The sequence below is a fragment of the Acidiphilium sp. AL genome (assembly GCF_025499445.1).
GTDB lineage: Bacteria > Pseudomonadota > Alphaproteobacteria > Acetobacterales > Acetobacteraceae > Acidiphilium > Acidiphilium iwatense.
On sequence record NZ_JAIMBZ010000005.1, the window covers coordinates 1 to 25,933 of the forward strand.

The 25,933-nt window shown below is 65.1% G+C and carries 26 protein-coding genes and 1 pseudogene; 18 read left to right on the plus strand and 9 right to left on the minus strand.

Annotated features, from left to right (window positions below; translation table 11 throughout):
• Positions 1 to 126, plus strand: a pseudogene (locus tag AiwAL_RS05235) (IS5/IS1182 family transposase); the annotation flags it as partial.
• Between the two features lie 90 nt (positions 127 to 216).
• Here AiwAL_RS05235 and flgH read toward each other — a convergent pair.
• From flgH to AiwAL_RS05255, 4 genes are read right to left on the minus strand one after another with little or no spacing between them, the layout of a single operon-like run.
• Entirely contained in the window at positions 217 to 990 is a 774-nt protein-coding gene (flgH, locus tag AiwAL_RS05240) for a flagellar basal body L-ring protein FlgH (protein WP_262312241.1), read from the minus strand.
• Positions 987 to 1,991, minus strand: a complete 1,005-nt coding sequence (gene flgA / locus AiwAL_RS05245) for a flagellar basal body P-ring formation chaperone FlgA (RefSeq protein WP_262312242.1) — start codon at positions 1,989 to 1,991, stop codon at positions 987 to 989. The genes flgH and flgA overlap by 4 nt, the downstream gene beginning before the upstream one ends.
• Positions 1,992 to 1,995: 4 nt before the next feature.
• Positions 1,996 to 2,778 (minus strand): flagellar basal-body rod protein FlgG, encoded by a 783-nt coding sequence (gene flgG / locus AiwAL_RS05250; protein ID WP_235702928.1) that lies wholly within the window; start codon positions 2,776 to 2,778, stop codon positions 1,996 to 1,998.
• A gap of 30 nt (positions 2,779 to 2,808) precedes the next feature.
• Complete coding sequence (locus AiwAL_RS05255; protein ID WP_235702927.1) at positions 2,809 to 3,552, minus strand: flagellar hook-basal body complex protein; 744 nt, start codon at positions 3,550 to 3,552, stop codon at positions 2,809 to 2,811.
• A 210-nt stretch (positions 3,553 to 3,762) separates the two neighbouring features.
• Between AiwAL_RS05255 and AiwAL_RS05260 the strand changes: the two genes are divergently transcribed.
• The 7 genes from AiwAL_RS05260 (at position 3,763) to AiwAL_RS05290 (ending at position 11,673) form a co-directional block, all read left to right on the plus strand.
• Positions 3,763 to 4,278 (plus strand): flagellar basal body-associated FliL family protein, encoded by a 516-nt coding sequence (locus AiwAL_RS05260; protein ID WP_235702926.1) that lies wholly within the window; start codon positions 3,763 to 3,765, stop codon positions 4,276 to 4,278.
• Entirely contained in the window at positions 4,275 to 5,267 is a 993-nt protein-coding gene (locus tag AiwAL_RS05265) for a FliM/FliN family flagellar motor switch protein (protein ID WP_235702925.1), read from the plus strand. The genes AiwAL_RS05260 and AiwAL_RS05265 overlap by 4 nt, the downstream gene beginning before the upstream one ends.
• Positions 5,264 to 5,698 carry a hypothetical protein gene (locus AiwAL_RS05270; protein ID WP_235702924.1) on the plus strand — a complete coding sequence of 145 codons (435 nt, stop codon included), beginning with the start codon at positions 5,264 to 5,266 and terminating at the stop codon, positions 5,696 to 5,698. The genes AiwAL_RS05265 and AiwAL_RS05270 overlap by 4 nt, the downstream gene beginning before the upstream one ends.
• A 251-nt stretch (positions 5,699 to 5,949) precedes the next feature.
• Positions 5,950 to 6,570 (plus strand): MotE family protein, encoded by a 621-nt coding sequence (locus AiwAL_RS05275; protein WP_262312243.1) that lies wholly within the window; start codon positions 5,950 to 5,952, stop codon positions 6,568 to 6,570.
• A complete protein-coding gene (locus AiwAL_RS05280) occupies positions 6,567 to 8,921 on the plus strand; it encodes a hypothetical protein (protein ID WP_262312244.1) in 2,355 nt (784 codons plus the stop codon). The genes AiwAL_RS05275 and AiwAL_RS05280 overlap by 4 nt, the downstream gene beginning before the upstream one ends.
• Positions 8,922 to 8,983: 62 nt before the next feature.
• Entirely contained in the window at positions 8,984 to 10,171 is a 1,188-nt protein-coding gene (locus AiwAL_RS05285; RefSeq protein WP_262312245.1) for a permease, read from the plus strand.
• A gap of 11 nt (positions 10,172 to 10,182) precedes the next feature.
• Positions 10,183 to 11,673, plus strand: a complete 1,491-nt coding sequence (locus tag AiwAL_RS05290) for a multicopper oxidase family protein (protein ID WP_262312246.1) — start codon at positions 10,183 to 10,185, stop codon at positions 11,671 to 11,673.
• A 12-nt stretch (positions 11,674 to 11,685) separates the two neighbouring features.
• On the opposite strand, the gene AiwAL_RS05295 is transcribed toward AiwAL_RS05290, so the two are convergent.
• Both AiwAL_RS05295 and AiwAL_RS05300 read right to left on the minus strand, forming a co-directional pair.
• Positions 11,686 to 12,405, minus strand: coding sequence for a tRNA1(Val) (adenine(37)-N6)-methyltransferase (locus AiwAL_RS05295; RefSeq protein WP_262312247.1), 720 nt, complete (start codon positions 12,403 to 12,405; stop codon positions 11,686 to 11,688).
• Positions 12,402 to 12,608, minus strand: a complete 207-nt coding sequence (locus AiwAL_RS05300; protein ID WP_235702918.1) for a DUF2007 domain-containing protein — start codon at positions 12,606 to 12,608, stop codon at positions 12,402 to 12,404. The genes AiwAL_RS05295 and AiwAL_RS05300 overlap by 4 nt, the downstream gene beginning before the upstream one ends.
• A gap of 90 nt (positions 12,609 to 12,698) precedes the next feature.
• On the opposite strand from AiwAL_RS05300, the gene AiwAL_RS05305 reads away from it, so the two are divergent.
• From AiwAL_RS05305 to AiwAL_RS05315, 3 genes are all read left to right on the plus strand, one after another.
• Positions 12,699 to 13,733 (plus strand): polyprenyl synthetase family protein, encoded by a 1,035-nt coding sequence (locus AiwAL_RS05305; protein ID WP_235702937.1) that lies wholly within the window; start codon positions 12,699 to 12,701, stop codon positions 13,731 to 13,733.
• Positions 13,734 to 14,050: 317 nt separating this feature from the next.
• Positions 14,051 to 14,275: a DUF6290 family protein gene (locus AiwAL_RS05310; protein ID WP_235702917.1), complete on the plus strand. Its 225-nt coding sequence runs from the start codon at positions 14,051 to 14,053 to the stop codon at positions 14,273 to 14,275.
• Positions 14,259 to 14,531, plus strand: coding sequence for a type II toxin-antitoxin system RelE/ParE family toxin (locus AiwAL_RS05315; RefSeq protein WP_262312248.1), 273 nt, complete (start codon positions 14,259 to 14,261; stop codon positions 14,529 to 14,531). The genes AiwAL_RS05310 and AiwAL_RS05315 overlap by 17 nt, the downstream gene beginning before the upstream one ends.
• 80 nt (positions 14,532 to 14,611) lie before the next feature.
• Here AiwAL_RS05315 and AiwAL_RS05320 read toward each other — a convergent pair whose 3' ends face one another.
• The 3 genes from AiwAL_RS05320 to AiwAL_RS05330 form a co-directional block, all read right to left on the minus strand.
• Complete coding sequence (locus tag AiwAL_RS05320; protein WP_262312249.1) at positions 14,612 to 15,349, minus strand: GntR family transcriptional regulator; 738 nt, start codon at positions 15,347 to 15,349, stop codon at positions 14,612 to 14,614.
• Positions 15,350 to 15,470: 121 nt separating this feature from the next.
• Positions 15,471 to 16,658 (minus strand): UbiH/UbiF/VisC/COQ6 family ubiquinone biosynthesis hydroxylase, encoded by a 1,188-nt coding sequence (locus AiwAL_RS05325; RefSeq protein WP_262312250.1) that lies wholly within the window; start codon positions 16,656 to 16,658, stop codon positions 15,471 to 15,473.
• 5 nt (positions 16,659 to 16,663) lie between these two features.
• The gene (locus AiwAL_RS05330; protein ID WP_235702913.1) at positions 16,664 to 17,398 is read right to left on the minus strand and encodes a hypothetical protein; all 735 of its coding nucleotides are present in this window, start codon (positions 17,396 to 17,398) and stop codon (positions 16,664 to 16,666) included.
• A 294-nt stretch (positions 17,399 to 17,692) separates the two neighbouring features.
• Between AiwAL_RS05330 and AiwAL_RS05335 the strand changes: the two genes are divergently transcribed.
• The 7 genes from AiwAL_RS05335 (at position 17,693) to AiwAL_RS05365 (ending at position 25,930) form a co-directional block, all read left to right on the plus strand.
• Positions 17,693 to 19,054 (plus strand): ammonium transporter, encoded by a 1,362-nt coding sequence (locus AiwAL_RS05335; RefSeq protein ID WP_235702912.1) that lies wholly within the window; start codon positions 17,693 to 17,695, stop codon positions 19,052 to 19,054.
• A 215-nt stretch (positions 19,055 to 19,269) separates the two neighbouring features.
• Positions 19,270 to 21,669, plus strand: coding sequence for a DNA translocase FtsK (locus tag AiwAL_RS05340; RefSeq protein ID WP_235702911.1), 2,400 nt, complete (start codon positions 19,270 to 19,272; stop codon positions 21,667 to 21,669).
• A gap of 13 nt (positions 21,670 to 21,682) precedes the next feature.
• Complete coding sequence (locus AiwAL_RS05345; RefSeq protein WP_235702910.1) at positions 21,683 to 22,057, plus strand: hypothetical protein; 375 nt, start codon at positions 21,683 to 21,685, stop codon at positions 22,055 to 22,057.
• Between the two features lie 36 nt (positions 22,058 to 22,093).
• Positions 22,094 to 23,008, plus strand: a complete 915-nt coding sequence (locus AiwAL_RS05350) for a class I fructose-bisphosphate aldolase (protein WP_235702909.1) — start codon at positions 22,094 to 22,096, stop codon at positions 23,006 to 23,008.
• Positions 23,005 to 23,646, plus strand: coding sequence for a thiamine phosphate synthase (gene thiE / locus AiwAL_RS05355; protein WP_235702908.1), 642 nt, complete (start codon positions 23,005 to 23,007; stop codon positions 23,644 to 23,646). The genes AiwAL_RS05350 and thiE overlap by 4 nt, the downstream gene beginning before the upstream one ends.
• Positions 23,647 to 23,671: 25 nt before the next feature.
• Positions 23,672 to 25,087 (plus strand): glycosyltransferase family 2 protein, encoded by a 1,416-nt coding sequence (locus tag AiwAL_RS05360; protein ID WP_262312315.1) that lies wholly within the window; start codon positions 23,672 to 23,674, stop codon positions 25,085 to 25,087.
• A gap of 87 nt (positions 25,088 to 25,174) precedes the next feature.
• On the plus strand, positions 25,175 to 25,930 hold the full coding sequence (locus AiwAL_RS05365; RefSeq protein WP_262312251.1) for a hypothetical protein: 756 nt from the start codon (positions 25,175 to 25,177) through the stop codon (positions 25,928 to 25,930).
• The last annotated feature ends 3 nt before the right edge of the window (positions 25,931 to 25,933 follow it).

Genomic DNA, 25,933 nt, shown 5'->3' on the forward strand with positions numbered 1-25,933 from the left:
CACCTGATCGAGAACTTCCTTGCCAAACTCAAGCAATTCCGCGCCATTGCAACGCGCTACGACAAAACCGCCAGAAACTTCCTCGCAGGCGTCCACCTCACCGCCACCGCTATCTGGCTTAATTGACACCACACCCTAGTCTTGGCTGCGCAGACATTTTTGGTAACTATCTGGTAGCCCGGTTCGGCGGAAATAACCCGCCGCTCCGTGTTCGCGTCAGAACGGCACCAGATCGTCGAGAACCTGCTGGCCGACGCGCGGGGATTGCTCGGCGCTGATCAGGCCGCGCCCGCCATAGGATATCCGCGCCTCGGCGAGCTGATCGGCCTGAATCGTATTGTTGCTCGCGATATCCTGCGGCCGGCAGATTCCCGCAACGGTCATGACGCGCAATTCGTCGTTCACCCGCATTTCCTGGCGCGCCATCACCACAAGGTTTCCGTCGGGAAGAACCTGGGTGATCTCGCCGGCGAGCGACAGGGTGACGGCTTCATTGCGCTGAATCTGGCCGGTGCCCGTCGAGTTCCCGGCACCCGAGACCGAAACGAGGCTCGATGGATTGACCGCCTTGCCCAGTACGCGCGGAATCAGCCCCTCAAGCCCGAACAGATTGGGAATGCCCATGGATTCCGAGCCGGTGCGGCCCAGCGTCGTCTGATCCTTCAGCGTTGCATCGTCATTGATATTGACCAGGATCGTGATGATATCGCCGGCGCGCGACGCCCGCTGGTCCTTGAAGAAGGCGCGCGCCCCCCGTCGCCACAGGCTATCGGCGGCCGTCGGCGCCCGGTGCAGCGCCGGCATCGGCATACTGACCGGCCGCCAGTTCGGCGCCTGTGTCGGGTTTTCGATCGGCGACATCGACGGCGCATGGCCGACATAGGCGAGATTGGAAAATACCCCGCATCCGCCGAGCATCGCCGTTATCGACAGGGTCGCGATGCGGAGAACGATCCACGCCACTTCGGCAGGGGCAGGCCGGCCGGTCACGGCCGATCGCCGGTCAGGCCGTAATAGGGGATGGCGTTGCGCGCCCGCGCCGGCGTGCTTCCCGGCACCACATGCGCGTGATCGGGACCGTCGATGACCGCCTGGACGATTTCATGCGAGGACGGATTGAGCACCGGGATCACCGCGCCGCCGCCGCCCGCCGCCAATGCCACACCCCGCGCCGTAACCTCCAGCCCAGGCATCTCGACGGCGAGGCCGACTGTCGCGCCGCGCGCGATCAGTTCCGGGGTGCCGACCATGCGCCCGGATAGCGGCGTGCCGGCGGCGATGGCACGGTCGATCTGCATGCCGACCGCATGGGCGGGGTCGGTGATCGCGCCCGGCGGCACGTCGCTGCGCGGAATCCATGCCAGCCTGACATCGCCGCTGCCGAGCACCGCTCCGGGCAACAGCCCGTGAGCGGCAACGACAGCCTGGACCGCAGGCTCGGCCAGCCCGGCGATCCGCGCGCTCGCGGCGCTCATGCCCGGTGCATCGACGAGCAGTCGTGCTCGAAAATTCCCGCTCATCCGGTGATAGGCGATGCGGTTCACCAGAATCGCCGGCTGCGCGGCGGGGGGAATCATCGGCAGATTGTTATCGCCGATCTGGATCGCGACATGATCCGGCGCACCGGCAAGCCGCAGCGCCCGCCGCAGCGCCGCGACAAGCCGCGCGCGGCCGATCGGCGTGCCCGGCCGCTCGATCACGACCGATGCCGCCGCGTTCCCCGGCGCCCAGCGGACCCCGAACTGCACCGCGATCGCCGCGAGTTGCCGCGTGGCGATCAGGATGCGCGTGCCGGGCATCGGAGCCGGACCAAGCACCGCATCGGCTTGCCGGCCGGCGTTGCGGAACAGGTCCTTGAGCTTCACCACCGGCCGGTCGATCGACACCAGCCCGCGTGGAACGGGCGCCGCCGTTACCTCGGCACAAGCCACCGCATTCACCGTCAGAACAGCGGCGAACAGAACCAGGGCCGGAAACCGCTTGCGCATCATGCGATCACAGATGGGTGAGGGTGGACATCATCTGATTCGCGGCCGTGATGACCTGGCTGTTCATTTCGTAGGCGCGCTGCGCGGTGATCAGATCGGTGATCTCGCTGACCACGTTGACATTCGAATTTTCGACGAATCCCTGCAGCACCGTGCCGAAACCGGGAGCGCCCGGCACGCCGTTGACCGGATCACCGGAAGCCGCGGTCTGCACGAACAGATTGCCGCCCTGCGCCGACAGCCCGGCATCGTTGGGAAACGCCGCGAGTTGCAGTTGCCCCACGGTTTGCGGCGCGGTTTGCCCGGACAGGCTGGCCTGTACCTGGCCGGAGGCATTGATCGTCACATTGGTCGCATTGGCCGGCACCTGGATGCCGGGCTGCACCACATAGCCGTCGGCGGTGACGATCGTGCCGTCGGGGGCAAGGCCGAACGTGCCGTCCCGCGTATAGGCGGTCTGACCCGAGGGCAGGGTAACCTGGAACCAGCCATTGCCGGATATCGCGAGATCGAGCGTATTGCCGGTCTGCTGCAGATTGCCCTGTTGATCGATCCGGTAGATTCCGGCGGTCTTGACGCCGAGGCCGATCTGGGTTCCCGACGGCACGATGGTGCCGGCATCGGAACTGTTCGATCCGGCGCGCCTGAGATCCTGATAGAGCAGGTCCTGAAACTCGACGCGCTGGCGCTTGAATCCCGTGGTCGTCATATTGGCGATGTTGTTCGCGATGACTTCCACATTGGTCTGCTGAGCCTGCATGCCGGTGGCCGCGACATCGAGTGCGCGCATCCGTGATTTCCTAATTTTAGTGGTGATCGATCAACTCGTTGTCGCGCCAAGCAATTGGCTCATCGCCGTCTGATCGCGCGCCTGCTCGGCCGAGACGAATTGCGCGATCATCTGGAAATTCTGGCTCGCTTCCATCATCCGGGTGATTTCGACGATCGGCTTGACGTTCGAGCCTTCCAGCGCGCCTTGCACGATCCGCGGGTCCGGCGCGGGAAGTGGCGCGGTCGTCGCCCGGAACAGATTGCCGCCCTCCGCCTTCAGCGATTGCGGATTGGTGACGGTGACGACGCCGACCTGACCGATGATCCCCCGCGCCGTGCTGATCGTGCCGTCCGCCGCGATGGTCAGGGCGCCGCTTTGCGGCGGAACGGTGATCTTCTGTCCTCCGGTGTCGAGCAGGGGATTGCCGGCGGTGTCGGCAATCGTGCCGTTCGGCAGCAGGCCGAATTTCCCGTCGCGGGTAAGGCGCGGGCCATTCGGCGTCTGAACCGTGAAATATCCGCCGCCTGAAATCGCGAGGTCGAGCGGATTGCCGGTGCGATGAATCGGACCGGGGCGCGCATCGCGCCAGGTGCCGAGCGCCTGGGTATAGGCGAGGCTATGGCCGCCGGGCGGTGCGCTGATCCCGCGCATCCGGTCGATCCACGCGCCGGACTCGATATGCGTCGCCTCATAGCCAGGGGTCGAGACATTGGCGATGTTGTTCGCGATCACGTCCAGCGTGCGGGACGCCGTGATCATGCGCGAAAGAATGATGCTGGTGGTGTTGTTCATTCCTGTCCTGTCGCCGTTTTGGGACGAATCCTGCCTCTGCTGGCCGAAATGGAATGACATCAAAATCTTAACGATCGACTAAATTTTACAAACATAATTTGATGGCTCCGTGTCCTGCGCCCGGCGATTTTTCGCGAAAGAACACACTCATCGTAATCAAACATTAACCAATGGCTCCGATACTCCGCGTGACGAACGAGAGAGCGAGCGATGGCGAAAACCGCAACGAGGTCCAAACCGAATCAGGAAACGGCCAACCCGCAAACCGAGGGTGCGGCCGAACCCGCGCCGCCGCGCCGCCGCAGCACTCCTCTGCTGTTCGGAGCGCCTGCCCTCGTTCTGCTGCTTGTCGGCGGAGGGTTGTTTTTCAGCGGAATCATTCCGCACCTGTTCTACCATCATAAGCCGGCGCTGTTTTCTGGCCCGGTCTTCGTCAAGGTCCCGGAAATCGTCGCCAATCTGAACGTCCAGGCCGGTCAGGATTCCTATGCGAAACTGAAGGCGACCCTGGAATTGCCGAACGGTGCCTCCGCCCAGGCGGTGATGCACGACATGCCGCGCATCGTCGATGTGTTCCAGACCTATTTGCGCGCGATGCATCCCAGCGAATTGCGCGGCGCATCCGGCACCTATCGGCTGCGCGAAGCGCTGATCGACCGGGTTCGAATTGCCGCTGCGCCAAACATCGTCCGCGACGTTCTGTTCGAGGAGTTGATCGTGCAATGAGCGAACGTCCCGAGTCCGAACCGCCTGCAGCAATGCCGCTGCTCGGGCGCGACGAGATCGACGCCATTCTCGAAGCCGGCCGCGACTCCGGTGCCGGCGCACCGATCACCGTCGACCGGCTGATCCATGGCAACGCGGTGAGCTATGAGCGTCTGCCGATGGCTGATATCGTGTTCGAGCATCTCGCGCGAATCCTTGGCGGCAGCCTACGCAATTTCATCCAGGACAATGTCGAGGTCAGGCTTGCCAGCCTTGCTTCGCAGCGTCTCGCCGACAGTTTCGCCGCGATCGCGAATCCCGCGCTTCTCGCGGTCTTTCGTGCCCGCGAGTGGGACAATCTCGGCGTTATCGTCATCGAATCGGACATGATCTACAGTCTGGTCGAGATCATGCTCGGCGGCCGGCGTGCCGGGGCCGGGGAACCGGCATCCCGCAAACCGTTGACGTCGATCGAACGCAACGTCGCCGAGCGTCTGGTCCGTCTCATTCTGCACGATCTGGCCGCGAGTTTCGCGCCGCTCTGCACGGTATCTTTCGATTTCGAGCGGACCGAGACAGACCCGCGCTTCGCGACGATCGGCCGCGCCTCGGGTGCCACGCTCACGGCGCGGATATCGCTGTCCCTCGCCAATCGCAGTGGCTCGATCGGTATCATCCTGCCCTACGCCACGCTTGAGCCGGTGCGCGAGTTGCTGCTTCAGCAATTCATGGGCGAAAAATTCGGCCGCGATTCGATTTGGGAATCGCATCTCGCCGAAGAGCTCTGGCACACCGATGTCGAACTCGAAGCGATGCTCGATGAACAAACGATGTCGCTGGGCGCCGTGATGGCGATGCGGGAGGGGGATGTGATGCCGATCGGCCGTCCGAAAGGCTCGGCGATCCTGCTTCGCTGCGGCGATGTCGGCCTGTTTACCGCTTATGCCGGCGTCCGCAACGGGCGAATCGCCGCCGAGATCGATCACAGGCTCGACCGGGTGGTACGATGACCGGCGAAATTCTTGGCGCAGCGGAATGGATTTTCGAATGCGTGCTGCTCGCGGTCATGATCGCGACCATCATTTACGCGAAGCGGCTCGATCGCCTGTTGCGGCAGATTCGTGGCGATCGGGCCGCCTTGCAAACATTGCTCGAACAGATCGGCGTGTCGATTGCCGCCGCCGTTGCCGCGACCGACCGCTTGAAGATCCAGTCCGGCGAAACATCCGCCAGAATCGCGTCCGCCTGCGCCGCTGCCGACCGAACCAGTGAAATGCTCGAACAACTTATCGATCGCGCAGTCCAAGTCGGAAAGCCGCAATCGCGGGAGAGGAGCCGTTCGCCCTCCGCGTCATGCACGACAGAACAATCGGCTGCCGGGTTGAAGAGCCGGACCGAGCGCGATCTCGCCCGGATGCTGGCCGATGTCTCGTTATCCTAGTGTGGTGGTTCTGAAGGTCCTGCGCACGCGCGGCGACGATTTCAGGAATTTCAAAACCAAAAACCACACTGGAATCATATATTTTCTGGCGCCCTCTCGATTCGGAAGTTCGCATTGTGCCGGGTTTTGATGATAACGAACTTTCGGATCGGGACACTAGCCGCATGAAAGAATGGCTAGGGCGCGGAACCGGAGCCGGCCGGTTCCGATTGTTGCCGATTGCGATTTTCTGCCTTGGAGCCGCCATCGTTTTGAAGTCGGCAGGCCTGGTGCGCGCGGCGGTGGCGCAGAATGTACCCGATAAGCCGGCGGCCATGGCCGCGTTGCCGAGCGCTCCCGCGCAAGGCGTATCGCCGCCGTCGATGCGCGTGACCAACTGGACCGACCGGCCGCCACCGCCGCCAATATGCAAGCCGAATCCGTTGGCCGAAACCGGAGAACGCAAGATCCTGCTCGATCTGAAGCGTCGGGAAGCGGCACTCGATGCGTGGGCCGCCGCGCTTGACCGGCAGGAGCAGGAACTTGCGGCGACGAAGGCGGCATTGCGCCGGCAGATCGCTTCGCTGAAACCGCTCGCCGCCAAACTCGCGGCGACCAAGGCACAGCACCGATCGGTCGATACTGCGCGCTGGAATGCCCTGGTCGCGACCTACGCGGCGATGGAGCCGCGCAGCGCCGCGCGTATTTTCGACGGGCTCGATCCCGCGGTGGTCCTCAATGTGCTTCGCCGAATGAATAGCCGCAAATCCGCATCGATTCTGGCCGTCATGGTGCCTCGGAAAGCCCGCGTCATCACCGAAAAAATGGCCGGCATGTCCCCGGCAACGACCACGATGAAAGCCGCCGTCCTGCTCCCCGATGGCGCACCGTGACATCCCGGCGCCTCTCTCGATCATGGCGTGCACGGGTCGCTTTCGCCTTCTTGCTGGTCGCGACCGGATTCGCTCATGCTCGAACGGTCCAGCCGGTCTGGTTCAGGATTCTGCTCCCGGCCGATCAGTCCCCCGCGACCATCGGGCGGGCCGCGTTTCGCCTTGGGCCGGATGCGGTGCTGGTATTTGCCGCGAAACTGCCGGTCGGTCGGTCGGCATTGCGACAGGCCGCCAAATCGCCGGACGCCGAAGTAATTCATCTCCCCGACGCCACTGTGTTGCGCCTGCCGCTCGCACGCGGGCAGAGAATCGGTATCGAAGCAGGCAAAAGATCGTTTCGTATTCTGATCGACGCATCGGCTCGGACCGCCCTTATCGCGCCCTCGATCAGTCATGGGCAGATCGGTTTGCCGGCCACGGCGGCGGGTCCAACGATCGTGCTCGCAAATCCGCGCACCGGCACGCCAATTCTTGTCGGCACCGTGACCGATCGCGGGGCCCTCCGCCGCCGATTGCAAGGGCCAGGCTACGCGGTCATTCCGGCATGGCGTGGCGTTGTCGTCGCCGCCGCGTCCGATGAATTGCGTCTTGTCAGGGGGCAAGCCGGGTTCGTGCTGCGCGCCGCCGCATCGGCGCCACCTCTGCCGATCGGCACGCCGCCGGTCCCCGCGTCGCTGCTCGACAGCGTGCCCGCGGCGACAGGCGGTCTCGGTTTGCCGCGCGCTACCGTGGTTGCCCTGCGCCGGCGGATGGAATCGGCGCAGCGGCGTCTGGCGGCGGCGCCCCCGCTCGATCGTCTCGCGGCGGCGCTGCGCCTCGCGCGCATTCTCCTGGCACTCGGGCTCGGGCCCGAAGCGCATGGCGTGCTCACCGATCTGCTGCGGCACGATCCGGCGGCGATCGACGATCCGCATCGCCGCGCTCTGCTTGCCGTCGCCGATGTTCTGTCGTTCCGGCCGGTCGCGGCACTGGCCGCATGGCCCAAGGATCAGCCGACTATCGATCGGACGGATCTCTGGCGCGGCCTGGCGGAAGCCGAGCGCGGCAAGACGAATCGCGCGGCCCGGTTGCTCTCTCGCGCGGTGTCTCGATTGCTCGACCAACCACCATTGCCGCGCGCGCAAATCGCGCCGCTCGCGGCGGAGGCGCTGGTCGCCGGCGGCAGGCTTGCCGCGGCGCAGTCGCTGTTCGCGGCCTTGCCGCACGAACGCAGGCTCGCGCTGGCACGCGCCGAAGCGCTTCAGGCGGCGCAGCATCCCCGCGCCGCGCTCGCCGCCTTCGATGTGCTGATCCACGGGCCGGATCAGCGCACAGCCGGGATCGCGCGATCGCGGTCGATCCTGCTGCGCTACCGCCTGCACCAGATCGGCGCGCATGATGCCGCGGCGTCGCTCGCCCGTCACATCTATGACTGGCGCGGCACCCGTCATGAACTCGACATGCGCATCGCCCTGGCACGATTGCGCGCCAAGGCGGCCGAATGGCCGCGTGCCCTGATGGGGTTGCGCCGGGCCGAGCGGTTGTTTCCGGCCGGTCGGTCCCGCATCCAGCACGTTCGCCGCGCCCTGTTCGGCGAACTGGTCACCACCGGCGCGCTGGATCGGCTGGAACCGCTCGCCGCGATCGCGGTGATCCAGAACGATACCGGCCTGATCCCGCAAGGCAGCGCCGGCTCCGCGATCCTGCGCATCCTGTCCCGCCATCTGGTCGCGCTCGACCTGCCCGATACCGCGGCGCCGGTCATGCGCCAGTTGATCGCCCGCGCATCCGGCGATGCGAACCGTGCCCGTCTCGGCCTCGCCCTCGCACGGATCGAGATCGACGCGGGGCATCTGAAACAAGCCCAAACCGCGCTCGATTCGACTAACGCCAGCGATATCGACCCCAAGCTGGTTGCGGCGCGCCGTTTGGTCGCCGACGAGATCGCCGCGCGGCAGGGCGGATCGGCTTCGCTCGCGTTCCTGGTCAAATCGGGCAACCCCCGCGCGCTCGCGCTTTCCGCGCGGATCGCCGCCGCGCGGCATGACTGGAAAGCGGCGCAGGCCGCCTTGCGGCGGCTTGCCGCCATCGAGATACCGCCGGCCGGACCGCTCGATACCCATACGTCCCGCATCGTGACCCAATGGGCCAGCGCCGCGTCCCAGGCCGACGATGCACGGACGCTGGCACGGTTGCGCGCGGCCTATCAGTCACGTCTGCCACCGGGGCGAGACGCCGCCTTGTTCGATACGATCACGGCGCCGCCGCTCGTGCGGGGAATCGCCTTGTCGGCGGCACTGCACCAGATCGCCGCGATCGAGCGCGCCGGCGCGGCGCTCGCCCCGGTGCCGGCGAAACCGCCGAAGCATTGACCCTCCCGCAGGGGCAATCTTTATGCCCATATCCCGGTGGATTGAAAGGAGACCGTGCCGGCATGGCGCATCATCTCGCACTCGCCGTCCTCCGGGCGCTCGGTGACGCCTTGTCGATGGGCTGGGACATTCTTTGGGCCCTGATCCTGGGGTTTTTCCTGTCGGGCGTGGTCCAGGCGGTGGTGACCAAGGGCGAAATGAGCCGGTTGCTGCCCGATTCGCGGCCGCGCACCGTCGTGATCGCCTCGCTCCTCGGCGCCGCCTCGTCATCCTGTTCCTATGCCGCGGTGGCCCTCGCGCGCTCGATTTTCCGCAAGGGCGGCGATTTCAACGCGGCGATGGCGTTCCAGTTCGCCTCGACCAATCTGGTCATCGAACTCGGCATCATCCTCGCGGTGCTGATCGGCTGGCAATTCACCCTCGCCGAATTCATCGGCGGCCCGGTCATGATCGCGCTCATGGTCTTTCTGCTGCGCCGGGTCATGACCGCGCGCCGGATCGAGATGGCCCGCGCCGAGGCCGAGCACGGCCGGCAGGGCCGCATGGAGGGTCACGCGGCGATGGACATGTCGGTCGGCGGCGACCTATCGATTCTGGCAAGGGCGGTTTCGCCCAAGGGCTTCACCGCGATCAGCCATTTCTACGTGATGGATTGGGCGAGCGTGTGGGTCGATATCGCGGCCGGACTGCTCATCGCGGGCGCGCTCGCGGCGTGGGTTCCGCACCACGCCTGGCAATCGCTGTTTCTGGTCCACGATCCGATCGCTTCCAAGCTGATCGGTCCCCTGGCCGGCCCGCTGGTCGCGGTGATTTCCTTCGTCTGCTCGGTCGGCAACGTGCCGCTCGCCGCCGTGCTGTGGAATGGCGGCATCAGCTTCGGCGGCGTGGTCGCCTTCCTGTTCGCCGATCTGCTGATCCTGCCGATCCTCGACATCTACCGCAAATATTACGGCCTGAAGGTCGCCGCCCTGCTTGCCGCGGTGTTCTACGCCGTCATGGTCGCGACCGGCTATATCGTCGAACTCGGCTTCGGCGCCGCCGGGCTGATCCCCGCCGGGCGGCACACCCGGTTCGGCGCGGGCCATATCGGCTGGAACTACACGACGATTCTGGACATTCTGTTTCTGCTCCTGTCTTGCATCCTGACCCTGCGGTTTCTCCGCACCGGCGGGCCCGGCATGCTGCGCATGATGTCCGCGCCCGCCGAAGGGCAGAATCACGGCCATCACCACCATCACCATCACGGCTGAGGACGATCCGCATGAACCTGCCCACCTCCCGTCGCTGGCTTCTGGCATCCGGCGCCGCTCTCGGCGCGGTGCCGCTTCTCCCTGCAACCGTCCGCGCCGAGACCGCGCCAAAACGCCTCGTCGCCGGAACCGGCAGCCTTGAGGTGGATGGAAAACCCGCCCGCGTGTTTCGCCTCACCGGGCCAGATGGACGCCCCGGCATCACCCTCGAACCGGGCGAGCGTTTCGCCGTCGATCTGGTCAATCAGGCCGGGGGCCGCACCATCATCCACTGGCACGGCCAGTTGCCGCCCTGGACCGACGATGGTTTCCCCTGGCCGCAAACCCCGCCGATCGCGCCGGGTGCCACCAAAAGTTACGATTTCGCGCCGATCCCCGGCACGTTCTGGATGCATTCGCATCAGGGATTGCAGGAGCAGGGCCTGATGGCCGCGCCACTGATCGTCCGCGATGCGGCGGAATTGCGCGAGGACCGGCAGGACATCGTGCTGCTGCTGCACGATTTCAGCTTCCGCGCGCCGGATGAACTGCTTGCCGGCCTGATCCGAACCACACCGGAACAGGCGCACGCAATGGCGCGGCAAATCGAAAACCTGTCCTCGCCGCAACCGCCGTCACGATCGGCCGGCCAATCCGGCATGACGGCCATGCCCATGAACGGCATGCACATGGGCTCCGGCATGGCGATGGACCTGAACGACATCGCCTACGACGCCTATCTCGCCAACGACCGCACATTGTCGGACCCCGAGATCGTCCGGGTGGGGAAGGGCGGCCGGCTCCGGCTCAGGATCATCAACGGCGCTTCGGCGAGTCAGTTCTGGATCGATCTCGGCAGCCTCGCGGGCAGGGTGGTCGCCGCCGACGGCCATCCGGTTCACCCGGTGCCCGGCTCACGCTTCCCGATCGCGATCGCCCAGCGGCTCGATATCCTGATCGATTTGCCGCGTCACGGGGCATTCCCGGTTCTGGCCCAGGTCGAGGGCAGGCGGGACCGCGCCGGCATCGTCCTCGCAACCCAGGGCGCGCGGATCGGGCGCATTGCCGCGCTCGCGCCGCACCCGGCCAAGCCGGTCGATAACACGCTGGAAGCACGGCTTTCGGCCATGCGCCCGATCCGGCCGCGCCGGCCCGATCGCGTGCACCGCATCGTGCTGTCGGGCCGCATGACGCCCTTCGCCTGGGCGCTGAACGGGCAATACTGGCCGAAGATCGAACCGCTGATGCTGACCAAAGGCCAGCGGGTGGAAATCGAACTGGTCAACCGCTCGATGATGGCGCACCCGATGCATCTGCACGGCCACGCTTTCCAGGTGATCGCGCTCGACGGTAAACCGATCGCCGGCGCGGTGCGCGACACGGTTCTGGTGCAACCGAGGATGGGCAGCGTGCGGATCGCGTTCGATGCCGACAATCCCGGCCGATGGGCGTTCCACTGCCACAATCTCTATCACATGATGACGGGAATGATGATGGAGTTCCGCTATCACGGCATCGTCTGATCTGGGCCGGCATTACAGCACCAGCGCCGTGCCGTCGCGTAAAATCGCCTCGGCTTCCCCCGTGTAGCCCGTTGCTCCATGCAGAATCAGGCCGGGCAGCAGCGCGTCCGGCCCGCGCGCGCCTTTGCGCGCCTGGACGATGACCAGCTTCGCCGCTCGTCCGGCGCGCGGCCAGAGCGGCAGAACGCGGCAGGCGCCGCAGCCCGCGTCCCGCAGAACCGCGTAGGTATCGCTCAGCGATGAAGCCGGCAGGATCAGGGTGATGCTCCCGCGCGCACGCAGAACGGCGGCGAGTGCGCCAACCCAGGCGGCGAGCAGCCCCGCCGGCGCGCGATGAGCGAGCCGGCGGCCCGGATCGGGCGAGGCGGTATCGGCGACATCGCGCCAGGGCGGGTTGGCGAAGGCGTGGTGGAACCCGACGGCGAGCGGCAGTCGCGCGATATCGGCGGCGACGGCGCCGATCCCGTCAAGCCCGTTGGCATGGAAATTCGCCGCCGCGAGACCGGCAAGCGCGGGATCGCGCTCGACTCCCACGCCGGCAAGCCCCGCCACCCGATGGCCGAGGCAGAGCAGACCGGCGCCGGCGCCGGTTCCGGCCTCGATCACCCGCTCGCCCGGCCGGGCCGGTATCGCGGCGGCGAGCAGCACCGGTTCGATCCCGGTTCGGTGGCCCGACGCGCTCTGGCGATAGCGCAGCCTGCCACCGAGCAGCGTCCCTTCGGTGACGATCACTCTTCGCCGGCTTCGCGCAGCACCCGGCGCGCCCGCTCGGCATCGGCGGCACTCACCGCGATCCGGCGCGGAAACATGCCGATATTGCCCTCCACCGCCGCGATGTTCTGATCGAGCAGAACCGGCGCCAGCCCGGCGTCGCGCAGCAGCGCCATCAGGAAACTCAGGCGGATCGTATCGGTCGAGGCGACGATGACTTCCATGCGCGGCTTGCTCCCTCTCGCCTTGACCCTCGTCGCGGCAGGCCGATATGCTGTATCCGTCGCAACAATATGACAAGGTTGAACCCGGCTGTGGATGGCTTGCTGACGTCGGAGCACGATGCCGTAACCGTGATCGCGCCTGCCGGCGGGGATGCCCTGCACCGGCTCGCCGCCTTGCTCGATGCCGATCTCGCCGCCACCAACGACACGATCGTGGCGCGCATGGCCAGCGAGGTCGATCTGATCCCGCAACTGGCCGCCCATCTCATCGCCGCCGGCGGCAAGCGGCTGCGCCCGCTACTCACCCTGGCCGCGGCCCGGCTCTGCGGCTATCAGGGCGACCGCCATATCCGCCTCGCCGCCTGCGTCGAATTCATCCACACCGCGACCCTGCTGCACGACGACGTGGTGGACGAGAGCGATCTGCGCCGCGGCCTCGCCAGCGCGAATGCGGTGTTCGGCAACAAGGCGTCGGTGCTGGTGGGCGATTTCCTGTTCGCCCGCGCCTTCGAGCTGATGGTCGCCGACGGTTCGCTGGAGGTGCTGCGCATCCTGAGCAGCGCCTCGGCCACGATCGCCGAGGGCGAAGTGCTGCAACTCTCGACCCAGAACGACCTCGGCACCGATATCCCGCGCTATTTCAGGGTGATCGAGGGCAAGACGGCAGCCCTGTTCGCCGCCGCGTGCGAGGTCGGGGCGGTGGTCGCGCAGCGCGATCCGGCGCTTTGCGCCGCCCTTGCCGCCTATGGCTCGGCGCTCGGCATGGCGTTCCAACTGGTCGACGATGCGCTCGATTACGCCGCCGACCAGGGCGAACTCGGCAAGACGGTCGGCGACGATTTCCGCGAGGGCAAGCTGACCTACCCGGTGCTCACCGCTTACGCCGCTGGCGACGCGGCTGAACGCGCCTTCTGGCACCGCACGATCGAGCTTGGCGAGCAGACCGGCGCCGATCTCGCGACCGCCCTCGACCTGATCGGCCGGCATGATGCGATCGGCCGGACGATCGACCGCGCCCACGGCTTCGCGAACGCGGCCAAGGCCGCCCTGGCGATCTTCCCCGACGATCCGGTACGGAGTTTGATGATGGACGCGGCGGACTACGCCGTCTCCCGCCGGCACTGACGCAAATCCCGCTGCCCAAAGCCTCCGCCAACCGCGGCACGCTCGGCCCCTTGCCGGGCCGCCCGTGCCGCTGCGTCCATGTCGTCCTCCTCTCAATGCAGATTTGCAGGGAAAGAAAGTTAGGAGAACGCCTCTTTTGTTCGATTTGGGAGGATCAATAGCGGCCACCGTAGCAACTCGGTTGGGACGACGTTCGAGGATACCGGTCCAACCTCGTCAGCGAAGGCGGTGCGAGGTTTGGTCGTGGCTTATTCAGTATGGTTTTCGCGAAACGATGTGCTATATTTGTATAGCGCACGATCTTCAGGAGAGGTGCCATGCTCGCTATCCGATTGCCGGAAGATATCGAAAAGCGGCTGGACGCACTGGCTAAGGCGACCGGTCGTTCCAAGACCTTCTATGCCCGCGAAGCGATCCTTGAGCACTTGGCCGATCTGGAAGACCTCTATTTGGCCGAACAGCGCTTGATCGACATCCGGGCCGGGCGAACCAAAACCATTCCGCTGGCCGATGTGATGAAGCAATATGGCCTGGAGGATTGAGTTCGATCCGGCTGCAAAGAAAGAACTGGATAAACTTGACCGCCAGGCCGCCCGACGGATCGTGAAATTTCTGTTCGAGCGACTATCCGCGATCGACGATCCAAGGAGCCTCGGCGAAGCTCTGAAAGGCTCGAAGCTTGGCGAATTCTGGAAATACCGGGTCGGCGACTATCGCATTATCGCCGATATCCAGGACGGTGCGGTGTGCATCCTGGTCGTTTGCTCAGGCAACCGGCGTGGCGTTTACAAACGATAGGCAGATCTTAAACCGAATCCCAATGACAAAACGCTGTTTGCGGGCGTCATTTGCCGGCATCGGTATCAGGATAGAGCCGGTCAGGCGTAGCGCCGCTTCCGGGTTTCGGTGCTCTGGAACTGATCCAGAAAATCGCCGTATTTCTCGATATGCGCGGCAAGCCCCAGCGTGTGCTCGCGTACCCGCCGCGCCGCCAGATCCGCGTCCCGCGCTTCCAGCGCGGCCACGATGTTCATGTGATCGACGATCGAGCGCTGCGCCCGGTCGCCCTGGCGCATCGTCACCGAACGGATCGCCCGCATATGGATGAACAGGTTCTCGACCAGCTCCGACATCAGCACGCAGCCGCTCATTCGAATGATCGTCTTGTGAAAGATCATGTTGGTCTGGGAATATTCGCTGATATGGGTGGCGGGATTCTGCTTCCTGAACTCGGCGATCGCGCGCAGCTCGGAAAGCTCCTCCGGCGTCGCCCGTTCGCAGGCGAGCCGCGCCGCCATGGCCTCGATCGCCGACCAGACGGTGATCATCTCGATCATCTCGCGCTTGTTCTTGCGCACGACATAAATACCCCGGCGCGGCACCGAGCGGACGAACCCCTCCTGCTCGAGCAGACTCAGCGCCTCGCGGATCGGCGTGCGGCTGACCCCGAGATCGCGCGAGAGCTGGCGCTCGTCGAGCCGGACCTCCTCGGGGTGGTCGTAGATATCCATATTGGTAATCGCGTGCTTGATCGCGTCGGTCGCGAGCCGGCGCAGCCCGACGCTGGCTTCGAGCGGCTCGACCTTGATCTGCGGCAACTGGGGCGTGTCATCCATCGGAACGTCTCCTGATCGTGACACGATGCGCCATTCGCCGCGAATTTAGAATGGGCTTTTGCATGGCATGTATAATATGCACGAAAAATTTAACGATGCCCACCCCGTTTCGGGGTGGCTGCTAAGAAATTCCCATCGCCGTCCGCATGAAGGCGCGCTTCAGCCGGGGCATCCGGTTGACCGCGGCGAGGCCGAGATCGCGCGCGAGTCGCACCGGCGGCAGATCGGTCGAGAACAGCCGGTCGAGCCCGTCGGTCGCGAGCAGCATCAGCAGATTGTCCGGCCGGCGCGCACGCTGGTAGCGGGCGAGCAGACCGGGCGTGCCCGGATCGTCCGCCGCGTCGATCAGCCGCGCCAGCGCCATCGCGTCGCGCAGGCCGAGATTGAGCCCCTGTCCGGCGATCGGGTGGATGCCGTGCGCCGAATCGCCGACCAAAGCGAGCCGTGCCGCGAAATAGCGATGCGCGTGCAGCGCAGAGAGCGGATAGGTCCAGCGCCGTCCGACCAGCCGGATCGCGCCGAGATGATCGCCCAGTCTGCGCGCGACCTCGGCGGTGAACCGCGCATCGTCCAGCGTGCCGAGGCGGGATGCGGCCGCATGGCTGTCGGTGAACACGATGGCGGAGATATGCGCGCCATCCTCGGCGTCGCTCATCGGCAGTTGCGCGAAGGGTCCGCCGGGCAGGAAATGCTCCAGCGCCACGCCGCGATGCGGCCGCCCGTGGGCGATCGCGCAGACCACCGCGCTCTGCCGATAGGCGAAGCGGGTCACCGGAATGTTCGCCTCCGCCCGCAACTGGCTCGCCCGCCCGTCGGCGGCCACCACCAGCCGCGCCCGGAACGCCTCGCCATCCGCGAGGGTGATGGCGGCATGATCGTCCGACCGGACCACCGAAGCGTCCGACGGCGCGCGCAGGATCAGGTTTTCCGCTTCGGCGAGCCGGCGATTGATCGCCATCCGCAGTGACCGCGCCTCGACGATCCAGCCGAACGGATCGTCGCCGACATCGCGATGATCGAAATTCAGGAACAGCGGCGATGCGGGCCGTCCCGGCTTGCCGTCCGATACGCGGATCTGCTCGATCGGGCAGGGCGCGAAGGGCAGGGTGTCCCATAATCCGGTCTCGTCGAGCAGCGGACGCGAGCCCTGGGCGATGGCATAGGCGCGGCCGTCGAAATCCGGGTGCTCCATCGGCGGCAGCGCCGCCCGGTCGACCAGCAGGACCGAGCGCCCTGCCTGCGCGAGCCGCAGCGCCAGCGCGGCGCCGACCGGGCCGGCGCCGATGATCGCGATATCGGTGTCGCGCATTCCGGTCACGACGCCGTCGCGAGGGCGCTGAACTTCCAGTCGAGCGGGGTGAAATCGATATCGTTGTTGGTGAAGCCGCGAATCCGCTGCGCGGCACCCGATTTCTTGTCGTTCGCGGCCAGAACCAGCCGGTCGCACCATTTCGCGATGTCGGTCGGGGTCCAGAAAAACCGCATTTTCGGTTTCGGCACCAGGGTGCCGGCGCCGCCGGCTTCCAGCAGCCAGGCCACCGCGTCCGAACAATTCTGATGCACCAGGCTGTATTCGCCGGCCTTGGCGTGGCCTTTCGCCGAAAGCGTCTGCCGGCCCTGATGGATCGACTGGAACGCGGCCTCCATCCGGGTTTCGTTAAGCAGTTTCGTGCCGTTGAGATTGAACTTGTATTTCGCCTCCGCGCTGCGTCCCTCGGCGGTCTTGTCGCTGACGAACCGGCTTTGCACCTCTTTCAGCTTGTCGTCGGGCACCAGCAGATTGCCGCGCTCGTCGGTGGCGTGGGCGACCGCGTCGCGTGCGGCTTTCTGCGCCTTGTTGCCGTAACCGACCTGAAGACTGTGCGAGGTGGTATGGCGCAGCGCCTGCCGGGCCCGGCCATGCACATCGTCGCCGCCGGGCCACCAGCTCAGATAGAAATCGCGATCCGCCGCACCCGAAAACCTGACCTGGATCGAGGCGTGGCCGACATTGCCGAAGCCGAGCACGCCCAGTTTGCGAAAGCGCCAGACATAGACGGTGACCGTCACGATACCCTCCAACCGGAAACGACCGGACCGCGTTCGTTGCAGGTTATGACGCCCGCCTTGGCCGGGCAAGCCCGGTGCGATGGGATGAAATGGCCGCGATCGCCACATCATTGCATATAAATTCGCCAATTCAAGTCTAAAAATTATGCTGACTTTTGGGCCGGCGAATAGAATGAAGCTTTTGTAAGCGATTGGATCGTCGAGTCTCGTTGGCATGGAATCTGCATCGATTGATCCGGGCGGCGCTGGTGCGCCGTATGACGGTCGCTGAGACCCAATGGAGACGACACGACAATGGCACTGATCCCTTCCCCCGCATGGCTCAATACCGGCGACAATGCCTGGCAGCTCACCTCGGCAACGCTTGTCGGACTGATGAGCATGCCCGGCCTGGTCGTTCTCTATGGCGGCATCGTCAAGAAGAAATGGGCGATCAACTCGGCCTTCATGGCGCTCTATGCCTTCGCGGCGGTGCTGATCGTCTGGATGCTGTGGGCCTACAACATGTCGTTCGGCAAACCCTGGCTGAACATCGGCAGTCTCGGGGCGTTCCTCGGCCATCCGGGTCAGATCACCTCCGCCTGGAACGAGGAAAAACAGGCGATCATCCCCTCCGCCGCCGCCGGCATGCCGCCGCTCGGCTATGGCATGGCGACCCTGGTTTACTTCCAGTTCGTGTTCGCCGCGATCACGCCGATCATTCTGTGCGGCTCGGTGCTCGGGCGGATGAATTTCAAGGCTTGGATGATTTTCGTGCCGCTCTGGACGACCTTCATCTATTCGGTCGGCGCCTATTCGCTCTGGGGCGGCGGCTGGCTCGGCCAGATGGGCGTGGTCGACTACTCGGGCGGCTACGTCATCCATCTCGCCTCGGCGGTATCCGGCTTCACCGCGGCGGCGATCATCGGTCCGCGCCTCGCGCGCGACCGCGAGAGCTTCCATCCGAACTCGCTGCTGATCACCCTGGTCGGCGCCGGCATCCTCTGGCTCGGCTGGTCGGGCTTCAATGGCGGTGACCCGTATTTCGCCAACGCCGATGCCGGGGCCGCCGTTCTCAACACACATACCGCTGCGGCGACCGCCCTGCTGACCTGGATCGTGCTCGATGTGTTCGCTTTCGGCCTGCCCTCGGTGCTCGGCGCGGTGAACGGCATGATCGCCGGACTCGTCGCGATCACGCCGGCGGCGGGCTACGTCAATGGCACGGGCGCGATCATCCTCGGTCTCGCCGCCGGCTCGCTGCCCTGGCTGACCTGGAACAAGGTCGGCAAGATGGGCTTCATGCGCAAGGTCGACGACACGCTCGGCGTGATTCACACCCATGGAGTGGCCGCCATCGTCGGCGGGCTCGGCACCGGCATTCTCGCCGACCCGAAAATGATCGAATACCTCGCGACCGGCAAGGACACCGCGGTCAACGTGACCGGCTGGTTCTACGGCAATTTTCACCAGTTCGTCCTGCAGCTCATCGGCGCCGGTTTCATCATCGCGGTCAATATCGTGGGCACCGTCATCCTGCTCAACCTGATTCGCCTCGTGGTGCCGCTGCGGATGGACGAGGAGATGCTGAAAATGGGCGACGAAGCCGCCCATGGCGAGGAAGCCTACGCGATCTTCGCCGACGGCCAGCGCGGCGTGCCGGTGATGGGCGACTGACACGCGACCTCATCGCCACGCGATGCCAAGCCATCCAGGGTCGCCGACCCTGGATGGTTTTTCTTATGTGCCGGCGGCTCGCAAACGGTTTATCTACAGCCGGAAAACCGCCCGCTGCCCGGCGGTTCCGGGTGTCCGGTCATTTTGTTTTGTCGAATCAGGCGGATTCGGGCTACAGTTCAATCCGAACCGCATTGCCGGAGCCTGATTTACCGATGTCCGCGACCACCGATGCCCGCCGCTTCCTCTCGCCCGCCCTGAAAGCGCGCTTCGCCCGGCATTTCGCCGAGATCGCCGCCTTGTTCGCGGTGCTGGCCGGGCTGACCGTGCTGATCGCGCTCGCGACCTATCATCCCGGCGATCCGTCTTTCGATACCGCCTCTACCCTGCCGCCCGCCAATCTTGCCGGAAGGTTCGGCGCCGGTCTGGCCGATGCGCTGCTCCAGGGCTTCGGCGTCGCCGCGGTGCTGCCCGGCCTGGTCCTGCTCGCCTGGGCCTATGGCCTAGTGAACCGGGGCGGCATCGGCCATTGGCGGATGCGGCTGGCCGCCACTTTGGTCGCGATGCCCGCGCTCGCCGCCGCGCTCGGCGCCGCCCATGCGATCGACCCGCGCTTGATGCCCGACTGGCCGGTGCCCGCCGGCCTCGGCGGTGCCGCGGGTGCGCTGCTCGGCGGGTTCGGCGCCTCGGTCGCGCATTCCGCGCTCGGCGTGATCGGGCGCGGTCTCGCCCTGGCGAGTTCGGCGCTGATTGGCCTTGCCTCCACGCTCTACGCCTTCGGGCTGAGCCCTGGGGAATGGCGCGCGGCGGGCCGGGGTGCGGCCAAAGCGGCGCGGATTTCGGCCCGGCAGAGCGGCCGGGCGATGCGCGGCGCGCGCAGCGGCGCCGGCGCGGTTTCGGCCTGGCTCGCCCCGGTGCTCAACACCCCGCCGATGACCGAGGCGCTCGACCCCGAGGAACGCGCGGCCCTGCTTGTGCCGCTGCATGACCGGCCAGGGCATGAAAGATTGGGGCATGAAAGATTGGTGGCGGCTCCGACAAAATTGACCAGGGCCGCGCCCGCGAAAAAGGCGCCGCCGAAGCAGGAGCGCCTGCCTTTGCCGGAAACCGGCTGGCGGCTGCCGCCGATGGAACTGCTCAAGCCGGCGCCGCAGCGCGCGACCACCGGCCCTTCGGCCGAGGCGCTGCAATCCAACGCACGGCTCCTGGAAACCGTGCTCGGCGATTACGGCGTGCAGGGGCGGATCGTGGAAATTCGCCCCGGCCCGGTCGTGACCCTCTACGAACTGGAGCCGGCGCCGGGAATCCGCTCCGCGCGGGTGATCGGCCTCGCCGACGACATCGCGCGCAGCCTGTCGGTGCTCGCGGTGCGCATCGCCACCGTGCAGGGCCGCAACGTGATCGGCATCGAGGTGCCGAACGCCAAGCGCGAGACGGTGTTTCTCTCTGAACTGATGGAAGTCGCGGAGTGGGGCGGCCATTCCGGCAAGCTCGCCCTGGCGCTCGGCAAGGATATCGGCGGCGTGCCGGTGATCGCCGATCTGGCGCGGATGCCGCATCTGCTGATCGCCGGCACTACCGGGTCGGGCAAGTCGGTCGGCGTCAACGCGATGATTCTGTCGCTGCTGTACCGGCTGTCGCCCGAGCAGTGCCGGCTGATCCTGATCGATCCGAAAATGCTGGAACTCTCGGTGTATGAGGGCATCCCCCATCTATTGGCGCCGGTCGTCACCGAACCGGCGAAGGCGGTCGCGGCGCTGAAATGGGTGGTGCGCGAGATGGAGCGCCGCTACCGCGCGATGAGCGGGCTCTCGGTGCGCAACATCGCCGGCTATAACGACCGGGTGAACGAGGCGCTGTCGCGCGGCGAGGTGGTGACGCGGCGGGTGCAGACCGGCTTCGACAGCGAGACCGGGCGGCCGATTTTCGAGGACCAGCCGCTGGCGCTCGAAGCCTTGCCGCTGATCGTCGTCGTGATCGACGAAATGGCCGATCTGATGATGGTCGCCGGCAAAGAGATCGAGGCGGCGGTGCAGCGCCTCGCGCAAATGGCGCGCGCGGCGGGCATTCACGTCATCATGGCGACGCAGCGACCCTCGGTCGATGTCATCACCGGCACGATCAAGGCGAATTTCCCGACCCGGATCAGTTTCCAGGTGATTTCCAAGTTCGACAGCCGGACCATTCTGGGCGAGCAGGGTTCGGAACAGCTCCTCGGCCAGGGCGACATGCTCTACATGGCCGGCGGCGGGCGGATCACCCGCGTCCATGGGCCGTTCGTCACCGACCGCGAGGTCGAGGACGTGGTCGCCTATCTGCGTGAGCAGGGCGAGCCCGACTATGTCGAGGCGGTGACCGAAGCGATCGAGGAGGATGCGCCGGTGATGCCCGGACTCGCCGCCGCCGAAGCCGGGGAGGGCGGGTTGTATCAGCAGGCGGTTTCGCTGGTCGCGCGCGAGGGCAAGGCGTCGACCTCCTTCATTCAGCGCCATCTGCAGATCGGCTACAATCGCGCGGCGCGGCTGATCGAGCAGATGGAGAAAGAGGGCGTGGTCGGCCCCGCCAACCATGTGGGCAAGCGCGAGGTGCTGATTACCGGGGGCCGCGACGACTGATTTTGCTCCTGCCGTGATCGTTCACGATCGGGAGCATGTGGCGGCGGCGCTGGCGGTTGGGTTGCCGGTCACGCTGCTCTCGCCGCCCGGATTCGCGCTGTATGCCGGGTGTCTGTGGTGGCAGGCGCTGCTGGAACAGGCCGGATTCACCGGGTTTTCGCTGCTCGACTGCGCCGATGCGCCGGGCCGGGCGATCGAAGCGTTGCGGCTTGGTCTCCACGGTATCGTGCTCGATGCGGAGCCGGTCATTTTCGCGCGGGTGGCGGCGATCGCCGCCGAATCCGGCGCCATTCTCCTTGATAAGCCGCCGCCGTCGCTCGATCTGGCACAGCGGGGCGCCGATCGGCGTCTTGCCGGCTGGCTTGGTGGCGCAGGCGAATTCGGCTAGCACATTGACGCCTCTGACATTCCAAGGGAGATCGACATGCGCGTGACGCAACGGGTGAGGAAAATTCTCGACTGGTACGAGAGCGACAATCCGGGCAGCAAGGGCAATCTCGCGCGCATCCTGATGCAGGGCAAGCTCGGCGGCACGGGCAGGCTGGTGATCCTCCCGGTCGATCAGGGGTTCGAGCACGGGCCGGCCCGCAGCTTCGCGAGCAACCCGGCCGCCTATGATCCGCATTATCATTTTCAGCTCGCCCTCGATGCCGGGCTGTCGGCCTATGCGGCGCCGCTCGGCATGATCGAGGCGGCGGCGGGCAGCTATGCCGGGTCGATTCCGACCATTCTCAAGCTGAATTCGTCGAACAGCCTGGCGACCGAGAAGGACCAGGCGGTGACCGGCTCGGTATCGGACGCGCTGCGGCTGGGTTGTGCGGCGATCGGCTTCACCATCTATCCGGGCAGCGAATATCAGTTCGAGATGATGGAGGAGTTCCGCGAGCTGGCCGAGGAAGCGAAATCGGTGGGGCTGGCGGTGGTTTTGTGGTCGTATCCGCGCGGGCCGAACCTCGACAAGAAGGCCGAAACCGCCGTCGATATCTGCGCCTATGCCGCGCATATGGCGGCACTGCTGGGCGCACATATCATCAAGGTGAAGCCGCCGACCGAGCATATCGGGCTGGAAGCGGCGAAAAAAGCCTATGAGAAGGTCGATATTTCGACCCTTGCAAAGCGGGTCGAGCATGTCGTGCAGTCCTGCTTCGCCGGGCGGCGGCTGGTGGTGTTCTCGGGCGGCGAGGCCGGAACTGCGGACGTGCTGATCGAGACGGTGAAGGGACTGCACGAAGGCGGCGCGACGGGCTCGATCATCGGGCGCAATTCGTTCACCCGCCCGCGCGACGAAGCGCTGGCGCTGCTCGCGCGGATTATCGCGATCTATCAAGGAAAGGCTTGAGCCAGCTTTATCTGGTCACGCCGCCGCGCATCGAGGTGGCGACCTTCCCCGATGCGCTGGCGGCGGCACTCGATGCCGGTCCGGTCGCCTGCGTTCAGTTGCGGCTGAAGGATGCGGCGGAGGATGAGGTCAGGCGGGCGATCGACGCGCTGCGCCCGGTCGCGCAGGCGCGGGATGTGGCGTTCCTGGTGAACGACCGCGCCGATCTCGCGGTGGAGCTAGGGTGCGACGGCGCCCATCTCGGCCAGGAAGATCTGGGCCCAGGCGGCGTCGCGGCGGCGCGGCGGATGCTGGGCGGCCTCAGCCTCGGGGTGACGTGCCATTCATCGCGGCATCTCGCGATGGAAGCCGCCGAGGCGGGCGCGGATTATGTGGCGTTCGGTGCGTTTTTTCCCACCGCGACCAAGCAGGCCAAGACGCGCGCGGAAGTGGATATCATCGCGTGGTGGGCGGACGTGATGGAGGTGCCGTGCGTCGCGATCGGCGGGATCACGCCGGAGAATTGCGCCCCCCTGGTCGAGGCCGGGGCCGATTTTCTTGCGGTGGTCGGGGCGGTGTGGAATCATCCCGATGGCCCCGCCGCCGGGGTGCGGGCGATGCTGGCGGCGATGACGTTAGCTGAAAATCCAAAAAGTTAATCATGATAACTGTCTCTTGTTTCACGTGAAACAAAGGGACCAAACCGGACCTAATTGGGGTGGACGTTTCGGATGGGGCTGGCATTCGATGGATGAGATGGCTGGGCAGGGCTGGAAGGATCGTCTCGCCGCATTCGATGCCGCCGGGCTTTCGGACGAAGCCTTGAGGTTTCTGCAGGTCGAGGCTTTTCAGAAACCGGACGATTTCGACATCGCGCTCGCTCTGGCCGGGCGATGCAAGGATGCGGGCCAGTTCGCCGATGCCGCCGCCGTGTTCGTGCCGTTCACTCAATCAAATGACGGGGTGTTGCGATTTCGCGGCCTGCTGGAACATGCGGATTGCCTGCGCCGTCTGGGAGATTTTCGCGCGGCCGAGGCGGAGATTCGCCGGGCGATGGCGCATGATCCCGGCAGCCATTGGCCGGTGCAGGCAATGGCGGAACTCTACGCCGCCGAAGGCCGCGATTCCGAGCGCCTGCCGCTGATCGAAGCGCACTACGCCGGACTTCGGCCGGACGGAAAGGCGGAGATCGCGCGCTACGCCTCGGGAATGCGGGCCTATTGGCACTTCAACGAGACGCGGGGCCGGCCGGGATGGCGCCCGCATATGTCCGGTCGGGTGGCGGCGCTTGCCCGTGCGGGGCTCGTGATGATGGTTAAGGATGAAGCCGATATCATCACGCAGCATCTCGATCACTATCATGCGTTGGGGTTCCGTGCCTTTTGCGTGCTCGACAACGCCAGCACCGACGAAACCGCGAAACTGATCGCCCGGTTTCGCGAAAATCATGCCGACAGCATCGTTTTATACGTCCATGATCCGGTTGTCGGTTATTATCAATCCGATAAAATGGCCATGTTTCAGGCGATTCTGCCACAATATGCAAAGCTCGCGGGCACGGTGCTGGAGTGGCTGTTTTTCGTCGATGCCGATGAATTCATCGCGTTTGCTGGCGAAGATGACGTCCGAGCCGTTGCCGAGTTCGATGCAATCCTGAATGATCCGGCGGCAAAAATTCTTGTATTTCATTGGGTCAACGGCGCGTCGTCCGATTTGATCGAGGCGATGCCCGAAAATGCCGATCCGTTCGCCATATTCACGCGTTTCAATTCCCGCCTCCTGCCTGTGGTGCCAAAAGTCGCGCTCCGGGTTGGATCGGGCTTGTTACCGATGATGGGCAATCATTTTGTTGCAGAATATGAAGGCGATTCGAACGGCGTAAGATCCATGGCGCTCAATGACTTTTACATGTGCCACTTTCCGCTTCGATCGATTGAGCATGTGCGGAAGAAAGTTTTGAATGGCGGCAGAGCGTTTCGTGGCGCGACAGGTTTAGAAGCGCATGGTAACCATTGGCGTGAGCGTTATGGGCTGTATGAAAAATTCGGTGAGCCGGTTTTACGACAAATGTTAGAAAATCATATTAACGAAATCAATTGAAATCGAAAATCCAGTATTCGTGCTCCGACAAAAATCGCTGAAAACAATGCAACCAAGTCACAAAACTCTTTGTTGAGGTAACTGGCAGTGGCCGATGGCACCACGATCTACATCACCGGCGGCAGTCACCTGGAGGCCATTGGGCGGGGCACACCACTCGTCGGGAGTGAAATATCGGTCAAGGCGTTCAGCTTCTTCGACCTGAATTTCCAGCCTGGTGTCGTCTATTCGGATGGACACTTCGTATATAATCAAAAACTTGTCGATGCTCTGGCGAACGAAGTCGCCCGGCGACCGCCCGATTGCATTGTCGCGGCGATCGGCAACAGCAACGATTTCGAGATCGGCGCGATAAAAATGCCGGCGCCGTTCGATTTCGTCGATCCCGACGATGACGGCGATGGAAGCGAGTTGGCGGGGCAATTGGTGCCGCATGACATCCTGGTGAAGCATTTCGCCCACATCCAGCGGCTGGCGATGGAGTTCATCGGCTGGGTCCGGCCGTTTTACGGCGGTCCAGTGATCGTGCCTTCGGTGCCGCCGCCGATCGCGTCGCAGGAGCGGCTCGCCGCGTTCATCCCGCCATCGTGGCGGGAGGACATGGAGAAAAACGGCCTGAATTCGCCGGCGTTTCGCAGAAAGCTCTGGAAAACCAACACGAAGGCGATGGAGCAGGAGGCGACGAAGGCGGGCGCCATCTATCTGCCTCCGCCGCTAGCCTGCTTCGATACAGACGGATCGCTTTCCGAACGATTTGTTTCAGATGCATTTCACGGCAATGCGGATTATGGCAGGCTCATCGTAGAGCAGGTTCTCGATCGGTTCAAATCGTCGGAGCAATAAACA

Excerpts from the sequence above, each read along its gene's own strand:
- flgA (WP_262312242.1), bottom strand. The coding sequence starts at position 1,991 with ATGATGCGCAAGCGGTTTCCGGCCCTGGTTCTGTTCGCCGCTGTTCTG.
- flgG (WP_235702928.1), bottom strand. The coding sequence starts at position 2,778 with ATGCGCGCACTCGATGTCGCGGCCACCGGCATGCAGGCTCAGCAGACC.
- AiwAL_RS05255 (WP_235702927.1), bottom strand. The coding sequence starts at position 3,552 with ATGAACAACACCACCAGCATCATTCTTTCGCGCATGATCACGGCGTCC.
- AiwAL_RS05260 (WP_235702926.1), top strand. The coding sequence starts at position 3,763 with ATGGCGAAAACCGCAACGAGGTCCAAACCGAATCAGGAAACGGCCAAC.
- AiwAL_RS05265 (WP_235702925.1), top strand. The coding sequence starts at position 4,275 with ATGAGCGAACGTCCCGAGTCCGAACCGCCTGCAGCAATGCCGCTGCTC.
- AiwAL_RS05270 (WP_235702924.1), top strand. The coding sequence starts at position 5,264 with ATGACCGGCGAAATTCTTGGCGCAGCGGAATGGATTTTCGAATGCGTG.
- AiwAL_RS05285 (WP_262312245.1), top strand. The coding sequence starts at position 8,984 with ATGGCGCATCATCTCGCACTCGCCGTCCTCCGGGCGCTCGGTGACGCC.
- AiwAL_RS05290 (WP_262312246.1), top strand. The coding sequence starts at position 10,183 with ATGAACCTGCCCACCTCCCGTCGCTGGCTTCTGGCATCCGGCGCCGCT.
- AiwAL_RS05300 (WP_235702918.1), bottom strand. The coding sequence starts at position 12,608 with ATGGAAGTCATCGTCGCCTCGACCGATACGATCCGCCTGAGTTTCCTG.
- AiwAL_RS05310 (WP_235702917.1), top strand. The coding sequence starts at position 14,051 with ATGCTCGCTATCCGATTGCCGGAAGATATCGAAAAGCGGCTGGACGCA.
- AiwAL_RS05315 (WP_262312248.1), top strand. The coding sequence starts at position 14,259 with ATGGCCTGGAGGATTGAGTTCGATCCGGCTGCAAAGAAAGAACTGGAT.
- AiwAL_RS05320 (WP_262312249.1), bottom strand. The coding sequence starts at position 15,349 with ATGGATGACACGCCCCAGTTGCCGCAGATCAAGGTCGAGCCGCTCGAA.
- AiwAL_RS05325 (WP_262312250.1), bottom strand. The coding sequence starts at position 16,658 with ATGCGCGACACCGATATCGCGATCATCGGCGCCGGCCCGGTCGGCGCC.
- AiwAL_RS05335 (WP_235702912.1), top strand. The coding sequence starts at position 17,693 with ATGGCACTGATCCCTTCCCCCGCATGGCTCAATACCGGCGACAATGCC.
- AiwAL_RS05340 (WP_235702911.1), top strand. The coding sequence starts at position 19,270 with ATGTCCGCGACCACCGATGCCCGCCGCTTCCTCTCGCCCGCCCTGAAA.
- AiwAL_RS05350 (WP_235702909.1), top strand. The coding sequence starts at position 22,094 with ATGCGCGTGACGCAACGGGTGAGGAAAATTCTCGACTGGTACGAGAGC.